An 18,898-nucleotide genomic window follows, 5' to 3' on the forward strand; every position below is an offset into this window, starting at 1 on the left:
AAGTTAAAAGTTGGAATTATTTAATAATATTATGAACTTACCTGAAAAAGAAACAAGAGAACAATACATAGACCCTCTTTTGAGAAAGGAAGGCTGGAGAGATGAATACATAAAAAAAGAAGTTAACTCTCTTAAATCAAACTTTAAAAAAAAGATTTATTCTTTAAAAACAATAGATGGGAAAGAGGAAGGAAGGTTTATTGATTATCTTCTTTTAGATGAACATGGCTCACCTATTGCAATAATTGAAGCAAAAAGATTCTCACTAGATCCTGAAAAAGGAAGAATTCAAGCTGATACCTATCAAAGAGATATTGAAAAACAAATAGGTTACATTCTTCCCGCTTTTCTTACTAATGGGAAAAAATGGTATTTTAAGGAAAAAAATTATCCTCTGAGAGAAATTTCCGGTCCTTTTTCGCAAGAAGATTTACAAAGAAGACTTAATCTCTCAAAAAATAAGAGTGATCTCACAAAAATAGAAATAAATACAAATATTGTTGATAGGTCAAAAAGCATTCAAATTGTAAAACAAATTTTAAATCACTTTAATATAAGTAACAGAAGCGCCTTAATAACAATGGCTACTGGAACAGGGAAAACAAGAGTAGCAATGGCGATAATTCATGCTTTAGTTAAGGCCAGATGGATACAAAATGTTTTATTTGTTGTTGATAGAATTTCGCTTGGTAGGCAGGCATTTTATGATGGATTCCAGAAATTTTTTTCTTCAACTCCTTCTTGTTTATTAAATGAGCAAGAGTTTACGAAGGATAAAAGATTTTATGTTTCAACTGTTCAGACCCTTATGGCTAAACAAAACGATGGAGAAAGACTATTTCAAAAGTTTAGTCCTGGTTTTTTTGATTTAGTAATTTTCGATGAAGCGCATCGTTCTTATTATGACAAACAAAATCTTGTCATGAAATATTTTGATGCTTTAAAAATTGGTTTAACTGCTACCCCTTCTAAAACTGAGGACAAAAATACTTATGATTTATTTGAATGTGAAAGAGGAAAACCTACTGCAGAATATACTTATGATGAAGCTGTTCGTGATGGCGTTCTTGTTCCTTATGATGCTCAGATTATTGAAACTAAAGTATTAAAATTAGGAATAAGAGGGATGGAGCTTGATAAAGAACTTAAAACAGAATTAATGAAACAGGACGAGGATCCAGATCATTTTGAGGTTCCTGGAAAAAAATTTGCTAGATACTTTACAGATAAAAAAACTAATGAACTAATTATTAGAGAGTTTATGAATCGCTGTCATAAAACAGAAGACGGAAAGCCTTGTAAATCTATCTTTTTTTGCGTGAATGTAGATCATGCCAAAGCAATAAAAAAGTGTTTTGATAAACTTTACCCAAATCTATGTAACGAAACCGAAGTTATTGTTTCTGAATACGATAGATATATGGATGCTGTTGAAAGGTTTATGAAAGAATCATCTCCTAGGGTGGCTATTTCTGTTGGGGTTCTTGATACGGGAATCGATATTCCAGAAGTTTGTAATCTCGTTTTTGTCACTCCTGTTTTCTCTCCTATTAGGTTTTGGCAGATGGTCGGAAGAGGTACAAGAAGTTTATCTGCTTGCAAGCATAAAGAATGGCTTCCAAATTATGATGGAGTTCATGATAAAAAAGATTTTAGAATTCTTGATTTTAAATTTGGAGATTTTTCTAATGTTTTAGAGCATCAGTTAGAAGTGAGTAAGGAAAAAAAACTAAGTGAAGACATAAGAGAAAAAATTCTTAAAAAAGAATTAGATCTCCTGAAAAAAAATCTTAATCCAAGAGAAAAAGAAATAATCGAGAGCCATATTATTGAAAGAATTGGAAAAATAGATACAAAGTCCTTTATTGTTAGAGATAAAATTCCAATAATAAAGAAAATAGTTTCAAAACAATATGACTTACAAAAGCACATAGAAGAGATAAAAAGAGAAATCGCTCCTTTATTAAAGTTTTCTGAATTTGGAGATGGAAAAGTACAAACATTTATTTCTAATTGTATCGATTTATTTAAATATATTAAAGAAAGCGACATTGAAAGCATCTCTAAAGTTCAAGAGTTTGTTACAGAAAGAGTTATTAATGTATGGGAATCTGATTTAGAAGCAGTAAAGAAAAAAGACGAACAAATTAAACGAGTTTTACAAGAAAAGTTTTGGCAAGAGCTAACGTTTGAGGATGTTGATTTTCTTATTAGAGAGATCGCTCCTTTAATGATTTACTATGAAAAAGAAAAGAAGAGGATTATAAGAGTAGATGCCCCCGATCTTGTTTTGGAGGTTGAGAATTTCAAAATGCAAATTAAAGAGGACAAAAGATTTGAGGAGTTTAAAAAAAGCGCTCTTGTTCAAAAGATGATTAAAGAAGGAGTTACATGGAAAGAATTATATCAAATATCACAAGAGCTTGCAAAACTAAATCCTTCTTGGACAATTGAGAACATTCAAAAAAGCCGGGATTTTGTTCTTTTTTTGAGAGATATTCTTGAATTAAAAGATTTATCTAATCCAGAAGATATGATAAAACAACAATTTGAAGAGCTCATTATTAAAAACAACAAAGAATATAATGCAGAACAAATTAGTTTTTTAAGAATGCTTTCTAGTTTCTTTGCAATTAACAAACATCTTGATAAAAAAGATTTTGTTGAATTTCCTCTTGCAGAAGAAAGACCTCTAGAGAAGTTTAGCAGAGAACAGCTTGATAGCATAATCAGAAAGGTAGAAGAGATTAGGATTAGATAAAATGGATTTAGAAAAATTAAAGAACAAACTAAAAAATTACAAAGAAGAAGACATAATATTAACTAAACACGCTGAATTTCAGGCCTTTGTTAGAAATGTTTCTTTAAAAGATATTAAAGAAAACATATTAAATCCTTCTAGGTTAGTTTATGCTAGGCAGCAAGAATCGAAAAAAGAAAATGAAGAAAAATATGATTGTTATTTTGCTTATTCAAAACATTTTTATCACCGTTATGTACTAACTCTAAATAGAAAGATTATTATAGTAACAGTTATTAAAATAAATAGGGATTGGCAGAAGGCGATAGGATAAAAATGGAAAAATTTAATTTTAATTATGATGAAGAGAATGACGACTTATTTGTTTATTTAGAGGGGAAAAAATCTTCGGGTGCGATTGAATTAGGAAATTTTGTTTTTGATTTTGATGAAGAAGGCAATTTAGTGGCTATGCAAATATTAAATGTCACAGAAGTTTTTTCTAAAATTCTTTCAAAAATAAAAGAAGTTTCAAAAATAAAAGATATAAGAATTGAAATTTTTAATTTTAAGAATATGGAAGCTATTAAATTTAGCGTTTCAGATAACAGAATAGAGGAAACAGCAAATATTTTGATTCCCTTTATAAAAGAAAAAAGCCCTGTTTTGGAATATTAATATAGGGATTACAAAGGAATCCCAAAGTTTAAAAATCTGGTCTTTTTTTAGTTTTTATGGTTAATGGCAAAACCTACAATAGACCCCGAACAGTTAAGCTAGATAAAACAGAAGATTTACAACTACAAGATTATTGTGATAAGTTAGGAGTAGATGTTTCCACATTTATTAGAGAAGCAATTAATGAAAAAATTAATTCAGGCAATATTTCAAACATCGCTGGCCAGAATATAATTGATTTTGATAGTAAAGAAGATAAATTTATCTGGAAAATTAAGCTTGATAATGGAGAAGAAAAAACAATTTTAGAGGATCTTTCTCCGGAGTTCATGGAAGATTTGTTCAACAAAATTCATCTAAAACTAAAAGAAAGAGACGATTTACTCCAAAGAAAAAATAAAAAAAGCGTTCCTGTGCCAAGGAGGTTAGTGAGATGAAGAAATATATAAGTAAAAGTTATATTCAATCTATATTTAACAGAAAAATAATTAAAGAAGAAAATTTTAAAATATGGTCAGAAAAAAACTTTTTGGAAAAGTATTCTAAAGATCATGGTTTAAATCCTAAAGAAATAAATACAAAAATATTAATTTATGAAGATAGGGTCAAAGGATGGTTTTTAGATATAGCGACTGAACTAAAATCTTTAAGAGATAGTGGTTTTGTTATTCTTCAGATTGTTTTAAGTTACGTTGAAGGGATTCAACAGTATATTAACGGGAAAATAAGTAAGGGAAAATCTAAAGAATTTTTTAAAGAAGGTTTAATAAGAATATATCCTGAATTAGAAAAAAAAGAAAAAATTGACGAAATTCTCAATAATTTTTATAAAGAGGTTAGATGCGGCCTCTTTCATACAGGAATGGTCGGTAAATCCGTAAAAATTAGTGGCGATTATCTAAGGGCTTTAAATATAAATGAAAGACTTATTGAGATTAACCCCCATTTATTTTTGGAGGATATTAAAAAAGATTTTGAAAATTATATAAAAAAATTGAAAGATGAAAGTAATGAAGAAGATAGAAAAAAATTTGAAAAAATATTTGATGAGCTAAATATAACAAATGAAGAAAATGACAACACAAAAAACTAGAACAAATGTAGTAGAGGTTTTTGAAGAATTAAAAGAAAAAGGACTAATAAGAAAAGAAAGAAAGTTAAAAGAAAGTAAATTTTTTTCAAATTTTAAAAATTTAGGAAATACTATTTTTTTTAATCCTTCTTTTAAAAATCTTAACAAAAATTATTTAAGATTGATCCTCCTTCATGAAGAAGCGCATGCTACAAAGAAACAAAGATCAAAATATGTAATTATTTCATCCCTCATCTTATCTTTTTTTTCTTTTTGCATTTTTAACATCTGGCTTTTTAAAATGAAGTTTATTTATTCTTTTATACTTTCTTTAGTTATCCTTTTTTCAGTATTTAGACTTTCTTTTAATTACTTAAAAAAAGATGAATTTGAAGCTGATTTATTTGCTTGTTCTCGATTAAAAGAGCATTATAAGATAAAAAACGTTTCAAAGTTATTAGAAAATTCATTAAAATCGATACATATTAAAAAAAAGAAAAATTATTCTTTATTTATTAAATTATATAAGATTATAAATTATCATCCCACTATGAAAGAAAGGGTTAATAGAATTAAAACAATTTTAGAACAAAATGACAACACAAAAAACTAAACTTCCAGAAGGCTGGCAAGAGGTTGAGCTTGGGGATTCAGAATTTTTTGAAATTTTATCTAGCGGTATAGAAAAATTTGAAGGAGAAAAAGATTATTTATCAACAGAATCAATTCAAGCTACTAAAATAGAAAAAATTGAAGCTAAGATAACTTTTAAAAATAGACCTTCTAGGGCAAATATGCAACCGGTTCTTAATTCTGTTTGGTTTGCTAAAATGCAAGCGACATTAAAAGTTTATGTTTTTGATGAAAATAATAAAGATGAAATAAAAAAATATATCTTGTCTACTGGTTTTGCAGGAATAAGATGTAAAGAAAACAAAGTTTATCCTAAATATTTAAAATATTTTTTTATTACAAATGAATTTAATAAAATTAAAGATTCATTATGCTCTGGAGCAACGCAGAAAGGGATTAGAAATGAAGAAATAGCTAAAATAAAAATCCCTCTCCCGCCCATCGAAACCCAGAAAAAAATCGTCGCTATTTTAGAAAAAGCTGAAAAGCTGAAAGAAAAACGAGAGCAGGCCATAAAATTGGCTGATGAATATTTAAAGAGCGTTTTTGCGGAGATGTTTTTGAAAGAAAAGGATAAGTTTGAGGAGGTTGAGCTGGAGGAAGTTACAGAGATAATCATGGGACAATCGCCTCCTGGAAATTCTTACAATGAGAGAAAAAAAGGAATGCCTTTTTTTCAAGGAAAAGCAGAATTTACTGAAAAGTATCCCATAGTAAAAAAATGGACAACTTATCCTTTAAAAATTGCAGAACCTAATTCAATTTTAATCTCAGTAAGAGCACCTGTAGGTGATGTGAATATTAATAAAATTAAATCTTGTATTGGTCGAGGTTTAGCATCAATAAAACCATCAAAAAATATATCTGTTGAGTATTTATTTTATTTTTTTATTTATAAAAAAAATCAGATTGAAAATTTAGGAGCAGGCAGCACGTTTAAAGCGATAACTTCAAAACAATTAAAATCAATAAAAATCCCTCTCCCGCCCATCGAGCTTCAGCAAAAATTTGCCTCGATAGTTGAGAAGGTTGAAAAGCTAAAAGAAAAACAGCTTGAAAGCAAGAAGAAAATTGATGAAATGTTTAATTCTCTAATGCAAAAAGCATTTAGGGGGGAGCTGGTAAAATGAAAATGAAGGAGATTGATAAACAAAAAGAAACGGATTGGAATAAGATAAGAGATTCATTGAACAGTTTAATGCCGGAGGGTACTAAAATAGACGATTCACAACAAATAAATATAATGAAATTTATAAACTCCTTTAGTAATTTAAGGTTTGACTGTAATAAAATCAAACTCGCAAAAGATTTTTTAAATAGTGCAAAAGACAACTTAATTTTATACAAAGTCGCATATCAAAAAAAGAGATATGCTACGGCAATATTTAACCTTGTTTTAGCAACTGAGAAAATAATTAAATCTTATGGTTTGGCAACTTTTGGAATTGAAAAAAAGGATTTATTCAATATTGGTCATGATTCTCCAATAACTTTTAAGATATTAATGGAAAAAGAACCGTACAAGTCTTATCTTGAAATTCTTAATACCTTACAGCCCAATATTATTAATAAGGACCCCAAAGAGATCAAAGAATTTGTCAGTGATAATACAAAAATTAATGAAATATTAAAAGCAAGTGAGGAAAAAATTAATTTATTGATAAATTCTTATGAAAAGGCGGATAAAATATTTGATGAAAACATAAATAAAAAAATAAGTAACGTTGTAAATAAATCTCTTTCATTAATATCGGAGAAATCTCAATCATTAAAAGATAGATTAGATTTTTCAATAATGCCTCAATTAGTCAGTTCATTTACTAAATTAGCTTGTGTTTCATTTATAACATTTCCGCATTACTTTACATCAAATTATCCGGATACTGATAAAATAGGTTATTCAAATTATAATAAAAATTTGGGAATAGTAAAAGCTTCCCCAAGAATTTATAAAATTTTAAATTCAGCTATAGAACATTTAGAAGTATATCTTGATAAAGTAGATTCTGTAAATAAACCTAATAATGTAGGAGGAAAATAAAAATGCTCGACGCACAGCTTAAATCGCAAATAAGAAAGTTATGGGATAGGTTTTGGTCAGGAGGATTAGTTAATCCAATAACTGCAATTGAACAAATGAGTTATCTTCTTTTTATGAAAAGACTTGAAGATGAAGATAATAAAAGAAAGCAAGAGGCGGATTTTGCTGGCCTAAAATATAAATCTATATTTGAAGGACATGAAGATTGTAAATGGAGCTATTGGAGCAACTTGCCTGCTGAAGAGATACTAGATCATGTAAGAGACAAAGTATTTCCGTTTATGAGAAACCTTGGAGATGGAGATTCTTTATATAAAGAGTATATGAAAAATGCAAACTTCTCAATACCGACTGCTTCTTTGCTTATAGAAGCTGTTAAAATAATTGATGACATGCACATCAAAGAAAGAAATAGAGACACACAAGGAGATATTTATGAGTATTTATTGAGCGAGCTACAAATCTCTGGGAAAAACGGACAATTTAGAACACCAAGACATATAATTAAAATGATGATAGAACTAGCAAAACCAAAGTATGGCGAAACAATATTAGATCCTGCTTGTGGAACAGGAGGTTTTCTTGTTACAGCATATGAATATATTCTTGATAAAAACAAAAAAGAAGGAGTAAGCACATTAACAGCAAAACAAAAACAAATTCTAGACGAGGAATCAATTTATGGTTATGATATAGATGAAACAATGACAAGAATAGCTCTAATGAATTTAATGATGCACGGAATAAAAAAACCAAATATAAAAAGGTTGAATTCATTATCAAGAGCAGGAGATGAAGAAATACCAGAAAACAGATATGACTTAATTCTTGCTAATCCGCCATTTAAAGGAAGTATAAATGAAGCAGAGATAAGTGATAGGTTTAGTGTTAAGACAAAAAAGACCGAGCTTTTATTCTTAGAATTAATGATTTTAGCACTTGCTCCTCAAGGAAGATGCGCGGTAATTGTTCCAGATGGAGTTTTGTTTGGAAATTCAAAAGCGCATAAGGCAATAAGAAAAATGATATTAGAAAAATGCAGATTAGATGCAGTTATCTCAATGCCTTCAGGAGTTTTCAAACCTTATGCAGGAGTTTCAACTGCTGTTTTATTCTTTACAAAAGGAGAACCAACAGAAAAAGTTTGGTTTTATGATATGGAGAATGATGGTTTTAGTTTAGATGATAAAAGAGTAGAGATTGATAAAAATGATATTCCTGATATATTAGAAAGATTTGAAAAAAGAAAAGAAGAACCTAATGAAGACAGAAGAAAAAAGCATTTCTTTGTTCCAGTTGAAGAGATAAAAGCAAATGATTATGACTTAAGTATTTCTAAATATAGAGAAGTTGAATATGAAGAAGTTAAATATGAAAAACCGGAGATCTTAAAGAAAAAAATTTTAGAGCTAGAAGAGGAAATTATTGCTGGGCTAAAAGAAATAAATCTCTAAAAGCGGAATGACGGCAAAAGATGCGAAAGCAAAAGCTGAAGCATTGCAAAAATACATAAAAGAACAAAGCAGAAAGGGTAAAAAATTAATTGGTGGTATTTTGGCGCAAAAAAGAAAAGGTGATGAAATACTCTACTTAAATGACAAAGATATTTATGAGTTTAATCAAAATGATTTCTCAAAGTGGAAAGTTTTAGATTTAAACGAGTTGTGAAAGAGTATTTTTTTAAAAGTTGATATCACTAAGAAATTATTGGGATCTTAATCCTTAGGATTTCTATTCTCAAACGAAAGGTTTATATATTGATGTATATCAATATGTTTTATGGTTGAAGAAAATCTTAATATCTTGAAATCCTTAGCAGATGAAACAAGACTAAAAATAGTTAAAATTCTAATGAATGGTGAGAGATGTGTCTGTGAAATATTTCCTTATGTTAAGAGAACACAATCAACTGTTTCTATTCATTTGAATAATTTAGAAAAAAATGGAATATTAGAATCGAGAAGAGAAGGCAAAAAAATTTATTATAAAATTAAGGACAATCGAGTAACTAAATTAATAAAATTATTGGAGGAAAAATGAAAATTAAAGTTATTGGCTCTGGATGTCCAACATGCAAAAAACTTTATCAATTGGTTATGAAACTTAAAGATGAAGGAAAAATTAAGGCAGATATCGAGTATTCTGAAGACATCAATGAACTAATTGAACTTGGAGTGATGGGAAGTCCTGTTTTATTTATTAATGGAAAAGTTGCTAATGTTGGAATGCCACCAAATGAAGAAAGACTTCTTGAAATAATTAAAAAGGGTTCTAAATAATATGGAAAGAAAAGATTGGAATATACTTATCTGGATTGTAGTTATCTTTAGCTTGCTATACTTTGTTCCTTCGGATACAGAATGGTTCAGAAATTCAATTTTATCAGCTTTTGATTTGTTACATGATTATGCAAAGAAACACGTTTTAACTTGTTTGTTGCCTGCTTTGTTTATTGCTGGGGCGATTTCTGTTTTTATTAAGAAAGAAAAAGTTATGAAATATTTAGGGCATGAAGCAAAAAAATATGTTTCTTATTGTGTTGCTTCTGTTTCAGGTGCATTATTGACTGTATGTTCATGTACAATCTTGCCGCTATTTGCTGGAATTAGAAAAAGAGGAGCGGGTTTAGGCCCGGCAATAACTTTTCTTTTCGCAGGTCCTGCAATAAATATTACCGCAATTTTTTTGACAATGTCTGTTTTAGGAATAAAAATTGGTTTAGCAAGAATATTTTTTGTTATTCTCATATCGATTCTTACTGGTTTAACTATGCAATTCATATTTAAAGAAAAGGTTGAAAAAGAAAAGCTAATAATTTATGAAAAAGAAGAATCAAAAATTTCTAACATTGTTTTAACCGCTTTCTTTCTTATGCTTATTGGAATTCTCGTTGTAAATGGCTTAAAAATAAACACTTTGCTTAAATATTTTTTAATGTTTTCTTTTACATTAGGAGTAGTTCTTATTATTTTGTTTAAGTTCAAAAAAAATTCAACAAAATTGTGGTTAGAGGAAACTTGGAATTTTGCTAAAATTCTTTTGCCATTATTATTTATAGGAGTTTTTATTGCAGGATTTATAATGTCTTTGCTACCTAAAACATTAATAGAAGGTTTAGTAGGCAGCAACACGATATTTGGAAACCTGATTGCTTCAATATTTGGAGCATTTATGTACTTTTCAACTTTAACTGAAATTCCAATAATTCAGGCGTTGATTGCTAAAGGTATGGCTTCTGGTCCTGCTCTTACATTGCTTCTTTCTGGTCCGAGTTTAAGTTTACCGAATATGTTAGTTATAAGAAAAGTTTTAGGAACAAAGAAAACAATAACATATGTTGGTTTAGTGATTGTTTATTCAACAATTGCTGGATTGATTTTTGGTTTATTTTTTTAAAATGTTCGTTATAAGGTTTTGCATCTATCCTTCATTCTCTTTAAAATTGTCTCTTAACCATAATTAAAAAACCTTAAATATAAAAAGCCAAATTAATGTTATATAATTATGAAAAAATTTAAAATTATATTTACAGGAAATTCTTGTTATAGTAATTGTAGCGAGGCTTTTACTCTTTATGAAAAATCATGGTTTGGAGAAAAAAAAGAAGGAAAAATAATATATTCTATATTTGAAACTTTATATTTGCTTGAAAAAGAAAAAATAGAATTAATATTTGAAAATAAAAAAATAAATTTTGAAAATTTTTTTTCGATTATATCAAAAAAAGACAAAAAAATACCTATTAAGTATATAGTTTTTAAAGATTTAAGAAGTAAAGGCTATGTTGTAAAAACCGCATTAAAGTTTGGGGCTGAGTTTAGAGTTTATGAAAAAGGAACTAAACCCCACAAAAATAAAGAGCACGCAAAATGGATTTTATATCCTTTAAAAGAATCAGATAAAATAACAATGCAAGAGTTATCTGCTAAAAGTAGAATAGCTCATTCTACAAAAAAGAATTTATTAATAGCAGTAGTTGATGAAGAAGAAGATGTAACTTATTATGAAGTAAGCTGGATAAAAATATAAACTCGCTCACTTCGTTAACTCGCAAGATAATTTTAAAAAGCTAACTTTAACTATTTATATCAAATTATAACAACAAAATTTATAACTATCTTCTTACATAATGAATTATGGTAGAAAAAGTTAATGGAGAAGAAATAAAAAATAGGATTATAGAATTTTTAAAAAATAATGGACCTAGTTTACCTATTCATATTTCAAAAGCAATAAATCTTAATACATTATTTACTTCAGCTTTTCTTTCTGAATTATCCTCTGAAAAAAGAATAAAGATAAGTAATTTAAAAATAGGTGGAAGCCCTCTTTATTATTTAGAAGAAAATGTTAGTATGTTAGAAAATTTTTCTAATTACCTAATAGGAAAAGAAAAAGAAGCATTCTTATTATTAAAATCAAATTTAGTATTACAAGACAATGAATTACCTCCAGCGATAAGAGTTGCTTTAAGAAGTTTGAAAGACTTTGCAATTTCATTTACTATAAAAATAGATTCTCAAGAAGTCTTATTTTGGAGATACTTTAAGACCACAGAAGATGAATCAATAGAAAAAGCAAAAGAAATAATAAGAAAGAAAAGCATTCCATCAACAAGCATTGTTGAAAAAGGGATTAAATCAGAATATACATCTAAAGAATCAAAAGAAGAATTTAAAGAAAAAATAATAGAAAAAGAAGAGAAGAAAAAAGAAGAGAAAATAATAGAAGATACACAAGAAAAAATAAAGAGAAAAAAAGATAGGGTTATAGAAGAATCTACTTTCATTAAAGAGATAAAAGAAAAATTACATGAAGCAAATATAGAAATAATAGAACAAAAAGAAATTGGAAAAAAAGAATTAGAAGCTATTGTTAGAATCGATTCTAATATAGGAAAAATAATGTTTTACTGTGTTTTTAAATCAAAAAAAACTATATCAGAAGTAGATTTAGCATTTTATTTACAAAAAGCACAAGGACATAGATTGCCTCTTTTATTTATTTCAGATGGGAAGTTAAATAAAAAGGCTCTTTATTATTTACAAGAATGGAAAACTTTAATTAAATTTAAAGAGCTAAAAGATTTAGTAAATTAAAATAGAAATATTTAAATATTTTAAAATTGACTAAAGAAAAATGGGAAGAATAAAAACATCTCTTATTAAAAGAACGGCAAAGGAATTAAAAAAAATATTCAATTTCGATGAAGATTTTGAGAAAAATAAAATATTATTAAATGGTATTATAGAAAGTAAAAGGTTAAGAAATATGATTTCTGGTTATATTACAAGATTAAAGAAAGAAGAAAAGCAAAGATAAAATTTATAAATAAATAATTCATTAAGAAAAGATGAATAAATTAAAAATAGGTGCTATTTTTGGATTAATTGCAAAGATTTTATCAATTTTTTCCTCTATATTTATCCTTTACTATTATTTAAAAATTATTATTTATGAAGAAGAAGTCAGTAATATATTTTCAAATCAATTATTCTTTATTTTCTTAAATATTATCATTTATTTTGGAATATTATTTTATTATATAGCTTTTTTAGAAATTGGAAAAAGGTATAAAAATAATTTATTAAAAGTAGTTTCTTGGATTTTCATAGTTAGTTATATAATTATAATTTTTTTGATGTTTATTTCATTAATAACATCTTCTATTAGCTTAGCGAGTGCTCAAAATAATATTAATATAGATAATGAACCTTATTTAATAATGCTTAGTTTCATAATATTAATATTATTATTTATTGTTTTTGTAATAGCTTCTATTTTATCTATATTATTTGGTGTTGGAATAAAGAATTTAAAAGAAGTTAAATATTCTAAAATTACTGGAATTTTATACATAATTGGAGGAGCAACAATGATTTTTATTATAGGGTTTATTTTAAACACTATTGCTTTTTTCTTTTCTATTGCTCTATTATTTAATGAAAGTAAGAAAAGAAATAAAAAAAATATTCGCTCTAAAAGATAAAGATTATTACTTGTATTCTTAAAGAAATAAAATATAAAGATAAATAAAAATAATAAATTTTTAAAATATGTTTTTATTCTTAATTTTGGCTGTGTAGCTTAGTGGTTAGAGCGCGGCTCTCATAAGGCCGAGGTCGGGAGTTCAATTCTCCCCACAGCCATTAAATAAAAAAATTGAGAAATTTTACTAATGTAATTTAACATTATCTCCTTTTCTTCTTGGTATGATATGAAAATGTAAATGCATAATTACTTGTCCTGCTGCTGGCTTTGTATTAACAATAAGATTAAAACCTTCAGCCCCTTCTTTTAATTTTTTTTCTCCAACCTCTTTAATTATCTTTAACAACTCTTCTCCTAGTTTTTCGTCTATTTCTAATAAATCTATATAATGTTTTTTAGGAATTATTAAAGTATGTCCTTTAGAGATAGGATTTGCATCAGGAAAAGCATAAAAATTATTTGTTTCTGCAATATTTTCTGTTTTTATTTCTTTTTTTGCAATTTTACAAAATATACATTCTTTTTCTTTTATCATATTTTCTTTTATCATAAAATTTAAAATATAAAACAATATTTAAATTTTATTAGGGCCTATAGTATAATGGTTATTACACCTGGCTGGCAGTCAGGAGATTCGGGTTCGATTCCCGATGGGTCCATAAAAAATTAATTAATAAAATGTTAGAAAGAGATTTATTTACTTTTTTAATAAAAGAAGAAGAAAGAATAGCAAAAAAAATAGCTAAGGATATGCCAGAAATTGCAAGAGATTATAAAAATGGACTTTCTCAAAGAGAAATTGTCATTAAATATGATATAATGAAGAATTATTTTCCTTTAAATGTATCAATTAAAGTGGGTATGTCTACTGTAGGTAAAGCTTTAAAATTACTAATTCCTGAAAAAGAAAGAAGAATTTTGAAAGAAAAAATTCAAAAAAAGTGGGCTGGTGTTGGAGGTCTTACTGCATATCTTAATCAAAAAGGAATACATAATAAAAATTATAATAATTATGAAAAAAGGATTAAAGCTACATTGAAAGGATTACAAGCTAGAGATAAAAAACCATTTAAAAATTTAGAAAAGAAAATGATTCTAGCCATGGCAAAAGATCATCGGTATTTACATCAAAAAATAAAAAAAGGACATCCCGATTTTAAAAAAATACAAGCTACACTAAAAGAAGTTTTTGGATATGAGAGATCAATAAAATCTTTAGAAAGAGAATATTTAATATTAAAGAAGAATTATTAAATTTTTTTTCTTGTATTAACAATTTTACCAGCATCTTCAAATTTAATTTCTTTTTCAATTAATTTCTTTAAGGTATTTTTTAAATCTTTTATATCTACTCTAATCTGTTGTGTTGTATCTCTATCACGAATAGTGCAATCTTTTTTAGTTATAGACTCTTCATCAACAGTCACACAATATGGTGTTCCTATTTCATCTTGTCTTGCATATCTTCTTCCTATACTAGCACTATCATCATAAAAAACATTAAATTCTTTTTTTAATTCTTTATATATTTCTTTTGCTAATTTTTCATAATTTTCATTTTTTACTATAGGAAAAATTGCTGCTTTTATCGGAGCCAAATAAGATGGAATTTTCAAAACTATATTTTCTCTTTTTTCATCATATTCATAACCTTTACATATTATAGCTAAGAATATTCTATCCATACCAAAAGTCGGTTCTATTACTTTAGGTATTATTTTTAATTTTGTTTTTTCATCATAAATACTTAATTTTTCTTTACTTTCTTTTTCGTGTTGTGTTAAATCATATTGTCCTCTATTTGCAATTCCCGCTATTTCTAAAATTCCGAATGGAAATTCGTAATCTATATCAAAAGTTGCTGAAGAATAATGAGATAATTCATCTTTTTTATGTTCTCTTACTCTAATATTATCTATTAAGTTTAGTTTATTGAACCACATTATTTGTTCTGCAAGCCAATAAGCATGCCATTCTTCTAATCTTTTTTCTTTTATCATCTCTTTAATAGTTACTTCTCTAATCTCTTCTTTTCCAGCCTCTTGAGTTTCTTTGTCAAGTAATTTTAATCTTAAATTTAAATGTTCTTCATCTAATAGATTACATTTATTCTCATTAGGATTAATAAAAAATTCAAATTCTCCTATAGTAAATTCTCTGCTTCTGAAAATAAAATCTCTAGGAGAAATTTCATTTCTAAAACATTTCCCTATTTGTAATATACCAAAAGGTAATTTTACTCTGCTAGTTTCGTAGATATTTTTAAAATTAAGGAACATTCCTTGAGCTGTTTCTGGTCTTAAATAAGTTTCTATAGGATTTAAGGCTCCAACATTAGTTTTAAACATTAAATTAAAATTTCCCAATAATTCATAATTGCCACCACAATCACATTTTTTGTTATTTATTTCTGATTTATCTAATTTAATTGCTTTTTTGCATTTTTTGCATACAGCAGCAAAATCTTGAAAATTTGATACATGCCCAGAGGCATACCAAGTTTTTGGATGACTTATAATTGACGCTTCTATAAAAACCATATCATCTCTATTATACAAAAAAAATTTTAGAAAATCTTTTTTTAAGTTATTAAAAAGCTCTGCTCCTAACGGCCCATAATCCCAAAAACCAGATAAACCCCCATAAATTTCACTTGATTTAAAAATAAAACTTTTTCTCTTACAAAAACTAGCTAATTCTTCTATAGTTAATTTTATTTTATTTTCTTTTTCTATTTCTTCCATTTTATTTTTTTCATTAAATTCTTTTAAAATTTTTTGGAAATTTTTTTCTGCTTCTTCTTTTGTTTTACCTAAATAAGCGATTGTTATTGATTTAATTTTTCCTTTTTCTCTTTTACTAGTTCTTGCATAATAATATTCTTTTCCATTTATTCTTTTCTTAACAATAAACATATATGTAGTGGTTAAATCAATTTTATAAATCTTATTAAAATAAATTTTATATCTTAAAAATAAACTTCTCAATAAGATTTTTTGCTTCCTTTCTTTTCTTTTGATGTTCTTTAAGAAAAGCATTTATCTTTTCTATTAAATAAGCTTTTAATTCGCTTGTTGACATTTTTCCCCTTCTATAATTATCTTCAATTTCTTTTAGTTTTTTATCATCTGGCTCAAAAAACATTTTTAAATATTGAAAACTTATATCAACATCAGGATTGCCTCCAAGTTTTCTGTGTAATTCTATTGTTGGCTGGCCACCAGAGAAAGCATATTTTTTTATTTTTCTTTCAACTTCTTCTGGAGTATCAGTTGTAAGTATTGCATCTCTATCTTTATTCCCACTACTATCCATTTTCCCAGAAACCCCTGATAATGGTGGAAGAAAAATACCATGAATCAATGATGGTTTGTAAAATCCTAATTTAGGATAAACATCTCTGGCAACTCTGAAATGAGGGTCTTGATCTATTGCTAGAGGTATCAAACAAGGTATATTTTTTCCTTTTAGTATGCTAGGAATAATTGCAGGAACAGCTTGCATACTTGTATAGAAAATTTGTCCAATATTGTTAGAATCATTAAATCCAAAGGCAGCTTTTACAGTAGATAAAGTTATTTTTTTGGCAAATTTTATTGCTTCTGGATAAATTAAGTTAGCATGTTTAGTATCTATTAAAAAATGAGTTTTATCAGGATTAAATCCAACAGCTATAACATCCAACATGTTTTCATAAGTCCATTTTTGTATTTCCTCGAAAGATTTTTCTTTAAACAGGAATTTTTCATCATCTGTAAATTGGAATAATAATTCTACATTAAATTTATCTTGGAGCCATTTAGTGAATATCCATGTTCCTAAATGCCCTAAGTGTACAGGCCCGGATGGTCCTCTTCCAGTATATAAAAAAAATTTATTTCCTTTTTCATATTCGTCTAAAAGCCAATTTAGATCTCTATGAGCAAAAAATATCTTTCTTCTTAACATTGGATGTAATTCGCCTGTATGCTTTTTAATTCTTTCAAGGAGTTTATTATTAATTTTTGAAATTCCAAATTCTTTTATAAACTCATCATAATTAATTTTACCAGAGACTTCCCAAGGTGTAACTTTAAAATCTCTTTGCATATTAAAATTTAAACTAACTTTATTTATAAAGTTACTTATTATGAAAAATACCTTTATTATAATGTATACTTAATTTATTTTTTCTTAATAAAATTCTTTTTTAAAATTAGAATATCTATGCTTTTTTCTTTGCTTCTTCTATAATTTGTTTTCTTTTCTCTAATATTATTCTTAAGCGTGGGGAGGGAATCGAACCCCCGAAAAGCAGCTCTGCAGGCTGCCGCAGTACCACTGTGCCACCCACGCCTAATTAATAAAACTAATTAGTTATTTTAAATATTTCCTTTTTCCTAAAATGAAAAAAATTTATAAACTATTTATAATAATAACTTTTTAGTTAGTTAAATAATTAAGGGTTAATATAAAATTTTTTATTTAATTTTATAGAAAATGAAAAAAGAAATAATAATAGAAGTGAATGAAAATAATTTTAAAGAAAAAGTTATAAATAAAAGCAAAGAAATTCCAATAGTCGTTGATTTTTGGGCTGATTGGTGTATGCCTTGTTTAATGTTATCCCCTATATTAGAATCTTTAGCAAAAAAATTTAATGGAAAATTTATTTTAGCAAAAGCTAATATAGATGACACACCTTATATAGCAAAAAAATATAATATTACAACTATACCTTCAGTAAAAATGATAAAAAATGGCGAGATTACTGACGAATTTATAGGTCTAATTCCGGAAGAAGAAATAGAAAAATGGATAAATAAAAATTTATAAGTATATTTTTTCTTATTTAAACATGGTAATTTATGACTTGATTATAATTGGTGCTGGTCCCGCTGGTTTAACAGCTTCTCTATATGCTGGAAGGTATAAATTAAAATGTTTACTTATATATTCTTTATTAGGCGGGACTATGACAGAAGCTTACAACATAGAAAATTTTCCTTCTTATAAAAATATTTCTGGTATTGAATTAACAAAAAGAATTTATGAACAAATAAAAAATTTAAAAGTAGAGGAAAAATTAGAGGTTGTAAAAAAAATAGAAAAAGAGAAAAAATTTTTTTCTATTTTAACAGATAAAAATAGATATTATTCAAAAACAATAATAATAGCAACAGGAAGAGAAAAAGCAAAATTAAATTTAAAAAATGAAGATAAATTTTTAGGAAAGGGAATTCATTATTGCGCTAGTTGTGATGCTCCTTTTTATAAAAATAAAATTGTTGCTGTCGTAGGAGGGGGGAATTGCGCATTAAATTCATCTTTATTACTAAGCAAATATGCTAAAAAAGTTTATATAATATACAGAAAAAAAGATTTCATTAGAGCGGATAAAATTTTAGTAGATAAAATAAAGAAAAATAAAAAAATTAAAATTTTATTCAATAGGAATATAGAAGAATTAATTGGAAAAGAAAAATTAGAACAAATAAGATTAGATAATAATAAAAAAATTAAAGTTGATGGTTTATTTATAGAAATAGGATATGTTCCTAATAAAGAAATATTTAAAAATTTGAAAATAAAATTTGAAAATAATTATATCAAAGTAAATAATAAACAAGAAACAAATATTAAAGGTATTTTCGCAGCTGGTGATATAACTTCAAACAATTTAAAACAAATAATTACAGCATGTGGAGAGGGAGCAATTGCTGCTTTTTCTGCTTATAACTTTATAAAAGAAAAGGAAAAATAA

At 26.7% G+C, this 18,898-nt stretch carries 23 protein-coding genes and 3 tRNA genes; 22 read left to right on the plus strand and 4 right to left on the minus strand.

All coding sequences use genetic code 11. The annotated features are described in order from the left end of the window. The first annotated feature begins 31 nt into the window (after positions 1-31). The 18 genes from QW117_00645 (at position 32) to QW117_00730 (ending at position 13,313) form a co-directional block, all read left to right on the plus strand. Complete coding sequence (locus tag QW117_00645; GenBank protein MEM3405471.1) at positions 32-2,761, plus strand: DEAD/DEAH box helicase family protein; 2,730 nt, start codon at positions 32-34, stop codon at positions 2,759-2,761. A 1-nt stretch (position 2,762) separates the two neighbouring features. Further along, positions 2,763-3,074, plus strand: a complete 312-nt coding sequence (locus QW117_00650; GenBank protein MEM3405472.1) for a hypothetical protein — start codon at positions 2,763-2,765, stop codon at positions 3,072-3,074. 2 nt (positions 3,075-3,076) lie between these two features. Beyond that, the gene (locus QW117_00655) at positions 3,077-3,418 is read left to right on the plus strand and encodes a DUF2283 domain-containing protein (protein MEM3405473.1); all 342 of its coding nucleotides are present in this window, start codon (positions 3,077-3,079) and stop codon (positions 3,416-3,418) included. 56 nt (positions 3,419-3,474) lie between these two features. Further along, a complete protein-coding gene (locus tag QW117_00660; GenBank protein MEM3405474.1) occupies positions 3,475-3,855 on the plus strand; it encodes a hypothetical protein in 381 nt (126 codons plus the stop codon). Continuing rightward, positions 3,852-4,511: a hypothetical protein gene (locus QW117_00665; protein MEM3405475.1), complete on the plus strand. Its 660-nt coding sequence runs from the start codon at positions 3,852-3,854 to the stop codon at positions 4,509-4,511. The genes QW117_00660 and QW117_00665 overlap by 4 nt, the downstream gene beginning before the upstream one ends. Further along, the gene (locus QW117_00670) at positions 4,492-5,103 is read left to right on the plus strand and encodes a M48 family metalloprotease (GenBank protein MEM3405476.1); all 612 of its coding nucleotides are present in this window, start codon (positions 4,492-4,494) and stop codon (positions 5,101-5,103) included. Before QW117_00665 ends, QW117_00670 begins: the two co-directional genes overlap by 20 nt. Then, the gene (locus tag QW117_00675; GenBank protein MEM3405477.1) at positions 5,084-6,253 is read left to right on the plus strand and encodes a restriction endonuclease subunit S; all 1,170 of its coding nucleotides are present in this window, start codon (positions 5,084-5,086) and stop codon (positions 6,251-6,253) included. Before QW117_00670 ends, QW117_00675 begins: the two co-directional genes overlap by 20 nt. Continuing rightward, positions 6,250-7,164, plus strand: a complete 915-nt coding sequence (locus QW117_00680) for a hypothetical protein (GenBank protein MEM3405478.1) — start codon at positions 6,250-6,252, stop codon at positions 7,162-7,164. Before QW117_00675 ends, QW117_00680 begins: the two co-directional genes overlap by 4 nt. Before the next feature lie 2 nt (positions 7,165-7,166). Continuing rightward, positions 7,167-8,618, plus strand: a complete 1,452-nt coding sequence (locus QW117_00685) for an N-6 DNA methylase (GenBank protein MEM3405479.1) — start codon at positions 7,167-7,169, stop codon at positions 8,616-8,618. A 7-nt stretch (positions 8,619-8,625) separates the two neighbouring features. After that, positions 8,626-8,832, plus strand: coding sequence for a hypothetical protein (locus tag QW117_00690; GenBank protein MEM3405480.1), 207 nt, complete (start codon positions 8,626-8,628; stop codon positions 8,830-8,832). A 111-nt stretch (positions 8,833-8,943) separates the two neighbouring features. Beyond that, positions 8,944-9,204 (plus strand): metalloregulator ArsR/SmtB family transcription factor, encoded by a 261-nt coding sequence (locus QW117_00695; GenBank protein ID MEM3405481.1) that lies wholly within the window; start codon positions 8,944-8,946, stop codon positions 9,202-9,204. Beyond that, on the plus strand, positions 9,201-9,443 hold the full coding sequence (locus tag QW117_00700) for a thioredoxin family protein (protein ID MEM3405482.1): 243 nt from the start codon (positions 9,201-9,203) through the stop codon (positions 9,441-9,443). The genes QW117_00695 and QW117_00700 overlap by 4 nt, the downstream gene beginning before the upstream one ends. 1 nt (position 9,444) lies before the next feature. After that, positions 9,445-10,560, plus strand: a complete 1,116-nt coding sequence (locus QW117_00705) for a permease (GenBank protein ID MEM3405483.1) — start codon at positions 9,445-9,447, stop codon at positions 10,558-10,560. 108 nt (positions 10,561-10,668) lie between these two features. Then, complete coding sequence (endA, locus tag QW117_00710) at positions 10,669-11,193, plus strand: tRNA-intron lyase (protein MEM3405484.1); 525 nt, start codon at positions 10,669-10,671, stop codon at positions 11,191-11,193. Positions 11,194-11,300: 107 nt separating this feature from the next. Continuing rightward, positions 11,301-12,263 (plus strand): hypothetical protein, encoded by a 963-nt coding sequence (locus QW117_00715; protein MEM3405485.1) that lies wholly within the window; start codon positions 11,301-11,303, stop codon positions 12,261-12,263. A gap of 40 nt (positions 12,264-12,303) precedes the next feature. Further along, positions 12,304-12,486 (plus strand): 30S ribosomal protein S17e, encoded by a 183-nt coding sequence (locus tag QW117_00720; protein MEM3405486.1) that lies wholly within the window; start codon positions 12,304-12,306, stop codon positions 12,484-12,486. Between the two features lie 31 nt (positions 12,487-12,517). After that, positions 12,518-13,153, plus strand: a complete 636-nt coding sequence (locus QW117_00725) for a hypothetical protein (protein ID MEM3405487.1) — start codon at positions 12,518-12,520, stop codon at positions 13,151-13,153. Positions 13,154-13,240: 87 nt separating this feature from the next. Further along, a tRNA-Met gene (locus QW117_00730) sits at positions 13,241-13,313 on the plus strand. A 26-nt stretch (positions 13,314-13,339) separates the two neighbouring features. Here the strand turns inward: QW117_00730 and QW117_00735 are convergent. Then, on the minus strand, positions 13,340-13,705 hold the full coding sequence (locus tag QW117_00735) for an HIT domain-containing protein (protein MEM3405488.1): 366 nt from the start codon (positions 13,703-13,705) through the stop codon (positions 13,340-13,342). A gap of 37 nt (positions 13,706-13,742) precedes the next feature. Here QW117_00735 and QW117_00740 point away from each other — a divergent pair. Next, a tRNA-Ala gene (locus QW117_00740) sits at positions 13,743-13,814 on the plus strand. A 19-nt stretch (positions 13,815-13,833) separates the two neighbouring features. Further along, positions 13,834-14,409: a hypothetical protein gene (locus QW117_00745; GenBank protein MEM3405489.1), complete on the plus strand. Its 576-nt coding sequence runs from the start codon at positions 13,834-13,836 to the stop codon at positions 14,407-14,409. Here QW117_00745 and QW117_00750 read toward each other — a convergent pair. The 3 genes from QW117_00750 to QW117_00760 form a co-directional block, all read right to left on the minus strand. After that, positions 14,406-16,070 carry a glycine--tRNA ligase gene (locus QW117_00750; protein ID MEM3405490.1) on the minus strand — a complete coding sequence of 555 codons (1,665 nt, stop codon included), beginning with the start codon at positions 16,068-16,070 and terminating at the stop codon, positions 14,406-14,408. The genes QW117_00745 and QW117_00750 overlap by 4 nt on opposite strands. Positions 16,071-16,116: 46 nt before the next feature. Continuing rightward, positions 16,117-17,244 carry a tryptophan--tRNA ligase gene (locus QW117_00755; protein MEM3405491.1) on the minus strand — a complete coding sequence of 376 codons (1,128 nt, stop codon included), beginning with the start codon at positions 17,242-17,244 and terminating at the stop codon, positions 16,117-16,119. Positions 17,245-17,418: 174 nt separating this feature from the next. Continuing rightward, positions 17,419-17,490: transfer RNA gene (locus QW117_00760), tRNA-Cys, on the minus strand. Between the two features lie 144 nt (positions 17,491-17,634). On the opposite strand from QW117_00760, the gene trxA reads away from it, so the two are divergent. Both trxA and QW117_00770 read left to right on the plus strand, forming a co-directional pair. Continuing rightward, the gene (gene trxA / locus QW117_00765) at positions 17,635-17,970 is read left to right on the plus strand and encodes a thioredoxin (protein ID MEM3405492.1); all 336 of its coding nucleotides are present in this window, start codon (positions 17,635-17,637) and stop codon (positions 17,968-17,970) included. 22 nt (positions 17,971-17,992) lie between these two features. Further along, positions 17,993-18,898, plus strand: coding sequence for an FAD-dependent oxidoreductase (locus QW117_00770; GenBank protein ID MEM3405493.1), 906 nt, complete (start codon positions 17,993-17,995; stop codon positions 18,896-18,898).

It is taken from the genome of Candidatus Pacearchaeota archaeon (assembly GCA_038874355.1).
Taxonomy (GTDB): domain Archaea; phylum Nanobdellota; class Nanobdellia; order Pacearchaeales; family GW2011-AR1; genus JAVZCO01.

Excerpts from the sequence above, each read along its gene's own strand:
- QW117_00690 (MEM3405480.1), top strand. The coding sequence starts at position 8,626 with ATGACGGCAAAAGATGCGAAAGCAAAAGCTGAAGCATTGCAAAAATAC.
- endA (MEM3405484.1), top strand. The coding sequence starts at position 10,669 with ATGAAAAAATTTAAAATTATATTTACAGGAAATTCTTGTTATAGTAAT.
- QW117_00675 (MEM3405477.1), top strand. The coding sequence starts at position 5,084 with ATGACAACACAAAAAACTAAACTTCCAGAAGGCTGGCAAGAGGTTGAG.
- QW117_00725 (MEM3405487.1), top strand. The coding sequence starts at position 12,518 with ATGAATAAATTAAAAATAGGTGCTATTTTTGGATTAATTGCAAAGATT.
- QW117_00670 (MEM3405476.1), top strand. The coding sequence starts at position 4,492 with ATGACAACACAAAAAACTAGAACAAATGTAGTAGAGGTTTTTGAAGAA.
- QW117_00680 (MEM3405478.1), top strand. The coding sequence starts at position 6,250 with ATGAAAATGAAGGAGATTGATAAACAAAAAGAAACGGATTGGAATAAG.
- QW117_00705 (MEM3405483.1), top strand. The coding sequence starts at position 9,445 with ATGGAAAGAAAAGATTGGAATATACTTATCTGGATTGTAGTTATCTTT.
- QW117_00650 (MEM3405472.1), top strand. The coding sequence starts at position 2,763 with ATGGATTTAGAAAAATTAAAGAACAAACTAAAAAATTACAAAGAAGAA.
- QW117_00720 (MEM3405486.1), top strand. The coding sequence starts at position 12,304 with ATGGGAAGAATAAAAACATCTCTTATTAAAAGAACGGCAAAGGAATTA.
- QW117_00700 (MEM3405482.1), top strand. The coding sequence starts at position 9,201 with ATGAAAATTAAAGTTATTGGCTCTGGATGTCCAACATGCAAAAAACTT.
- QW117_00645 (MEM3405471.1), top strand. The coding sequence starts at position 32 with ATGAACTTACCTGAAAAAGAAACAAGAGAACAATACATAGACCCTCTT.
- QW117_00655 (MEM3405473.1), top strand. The coding sequence starts at position 3,077 with ATGGAAAAATTTAATTTTAATTATGATGAAGAGAATGACGACTTATTT.
- QW117_00770 (MEM3405493.1), top strand. The coding sequence starts at position 17,993 with ATGGTAATTTATGACTTGATTATAATTGGTGCTGGTCCCGCTGGTTTA.
- QW117_00665 (MEM3405475.1), top strand. The coding sequence starts at position 3,852 with ATGAAGAAATATATAAGTAAAAGTTATATTCAATCTATATTTAACAGA.
- trxA (MEM3405492.1), top strand. The coding sequence starts at position 17,635 with ATGAAAAAAGAAATAATAATAGAAGTGAATGAAAATAATTTTAAAGAA.
- QW117_00750 (MEM3405490.1), bottom strand. The coding sequence starts at position 16,070 with ATGTTTATTGTTAAGAAAAGAATAAATGGAAAAGAATATTATTATGCA.
- QW117_00715 (MEM3405485.1), top strand. The coding sequence starts at position 11,301 with ATGGTAGAAAAAGTTAATGGAGAAGAAATAAAAAATAGGATTATAGAA.
- QW117_00660 (MEM3405474.1), top strand. The coding sequence starts at position 3,475 with ATGGTTAATGGCAAAACCTACAATAGACCCCGAACAGTTAAGCTAGAT.
- QW117_00735 (MEM3405488.1), bottom strand. The coding sequence starts at position 13,705 with ATGATAAAAGAAAATATGATAAAAGAAAAAGAATGTATATTTTGTAAA.
- QW117_00755 (MEM3405491.1), bottom strand. The coding sequence starts at position 17,244 with ATGCAAAGAGATTTTAAAGTTACACCTTGGGAAGTCTCTGGTAAAATT.
- QW117_00695 (MEM3405481.1), top strand. The coding sequence starts at position 8,944 with ATGGTTGAAGAAAATCTTAATATCTTGAAATCCTTAGCAGATGAAACA.
- QW117_00745 (MEM3405489.1), top strand. The coding sequence starts at position 13,834 with ATGTTAGAAAGAGATTTATTTACTTTTTTAATAAAAGAAGAAGAAAGA.
- QW117_00685 (MEM3405479.1), top strand. The coding sequence starts at position 7,167 with ATGCTCGACGCACAGCTTAAATCGCAAATAAGAAAGTTATGGGATAGG.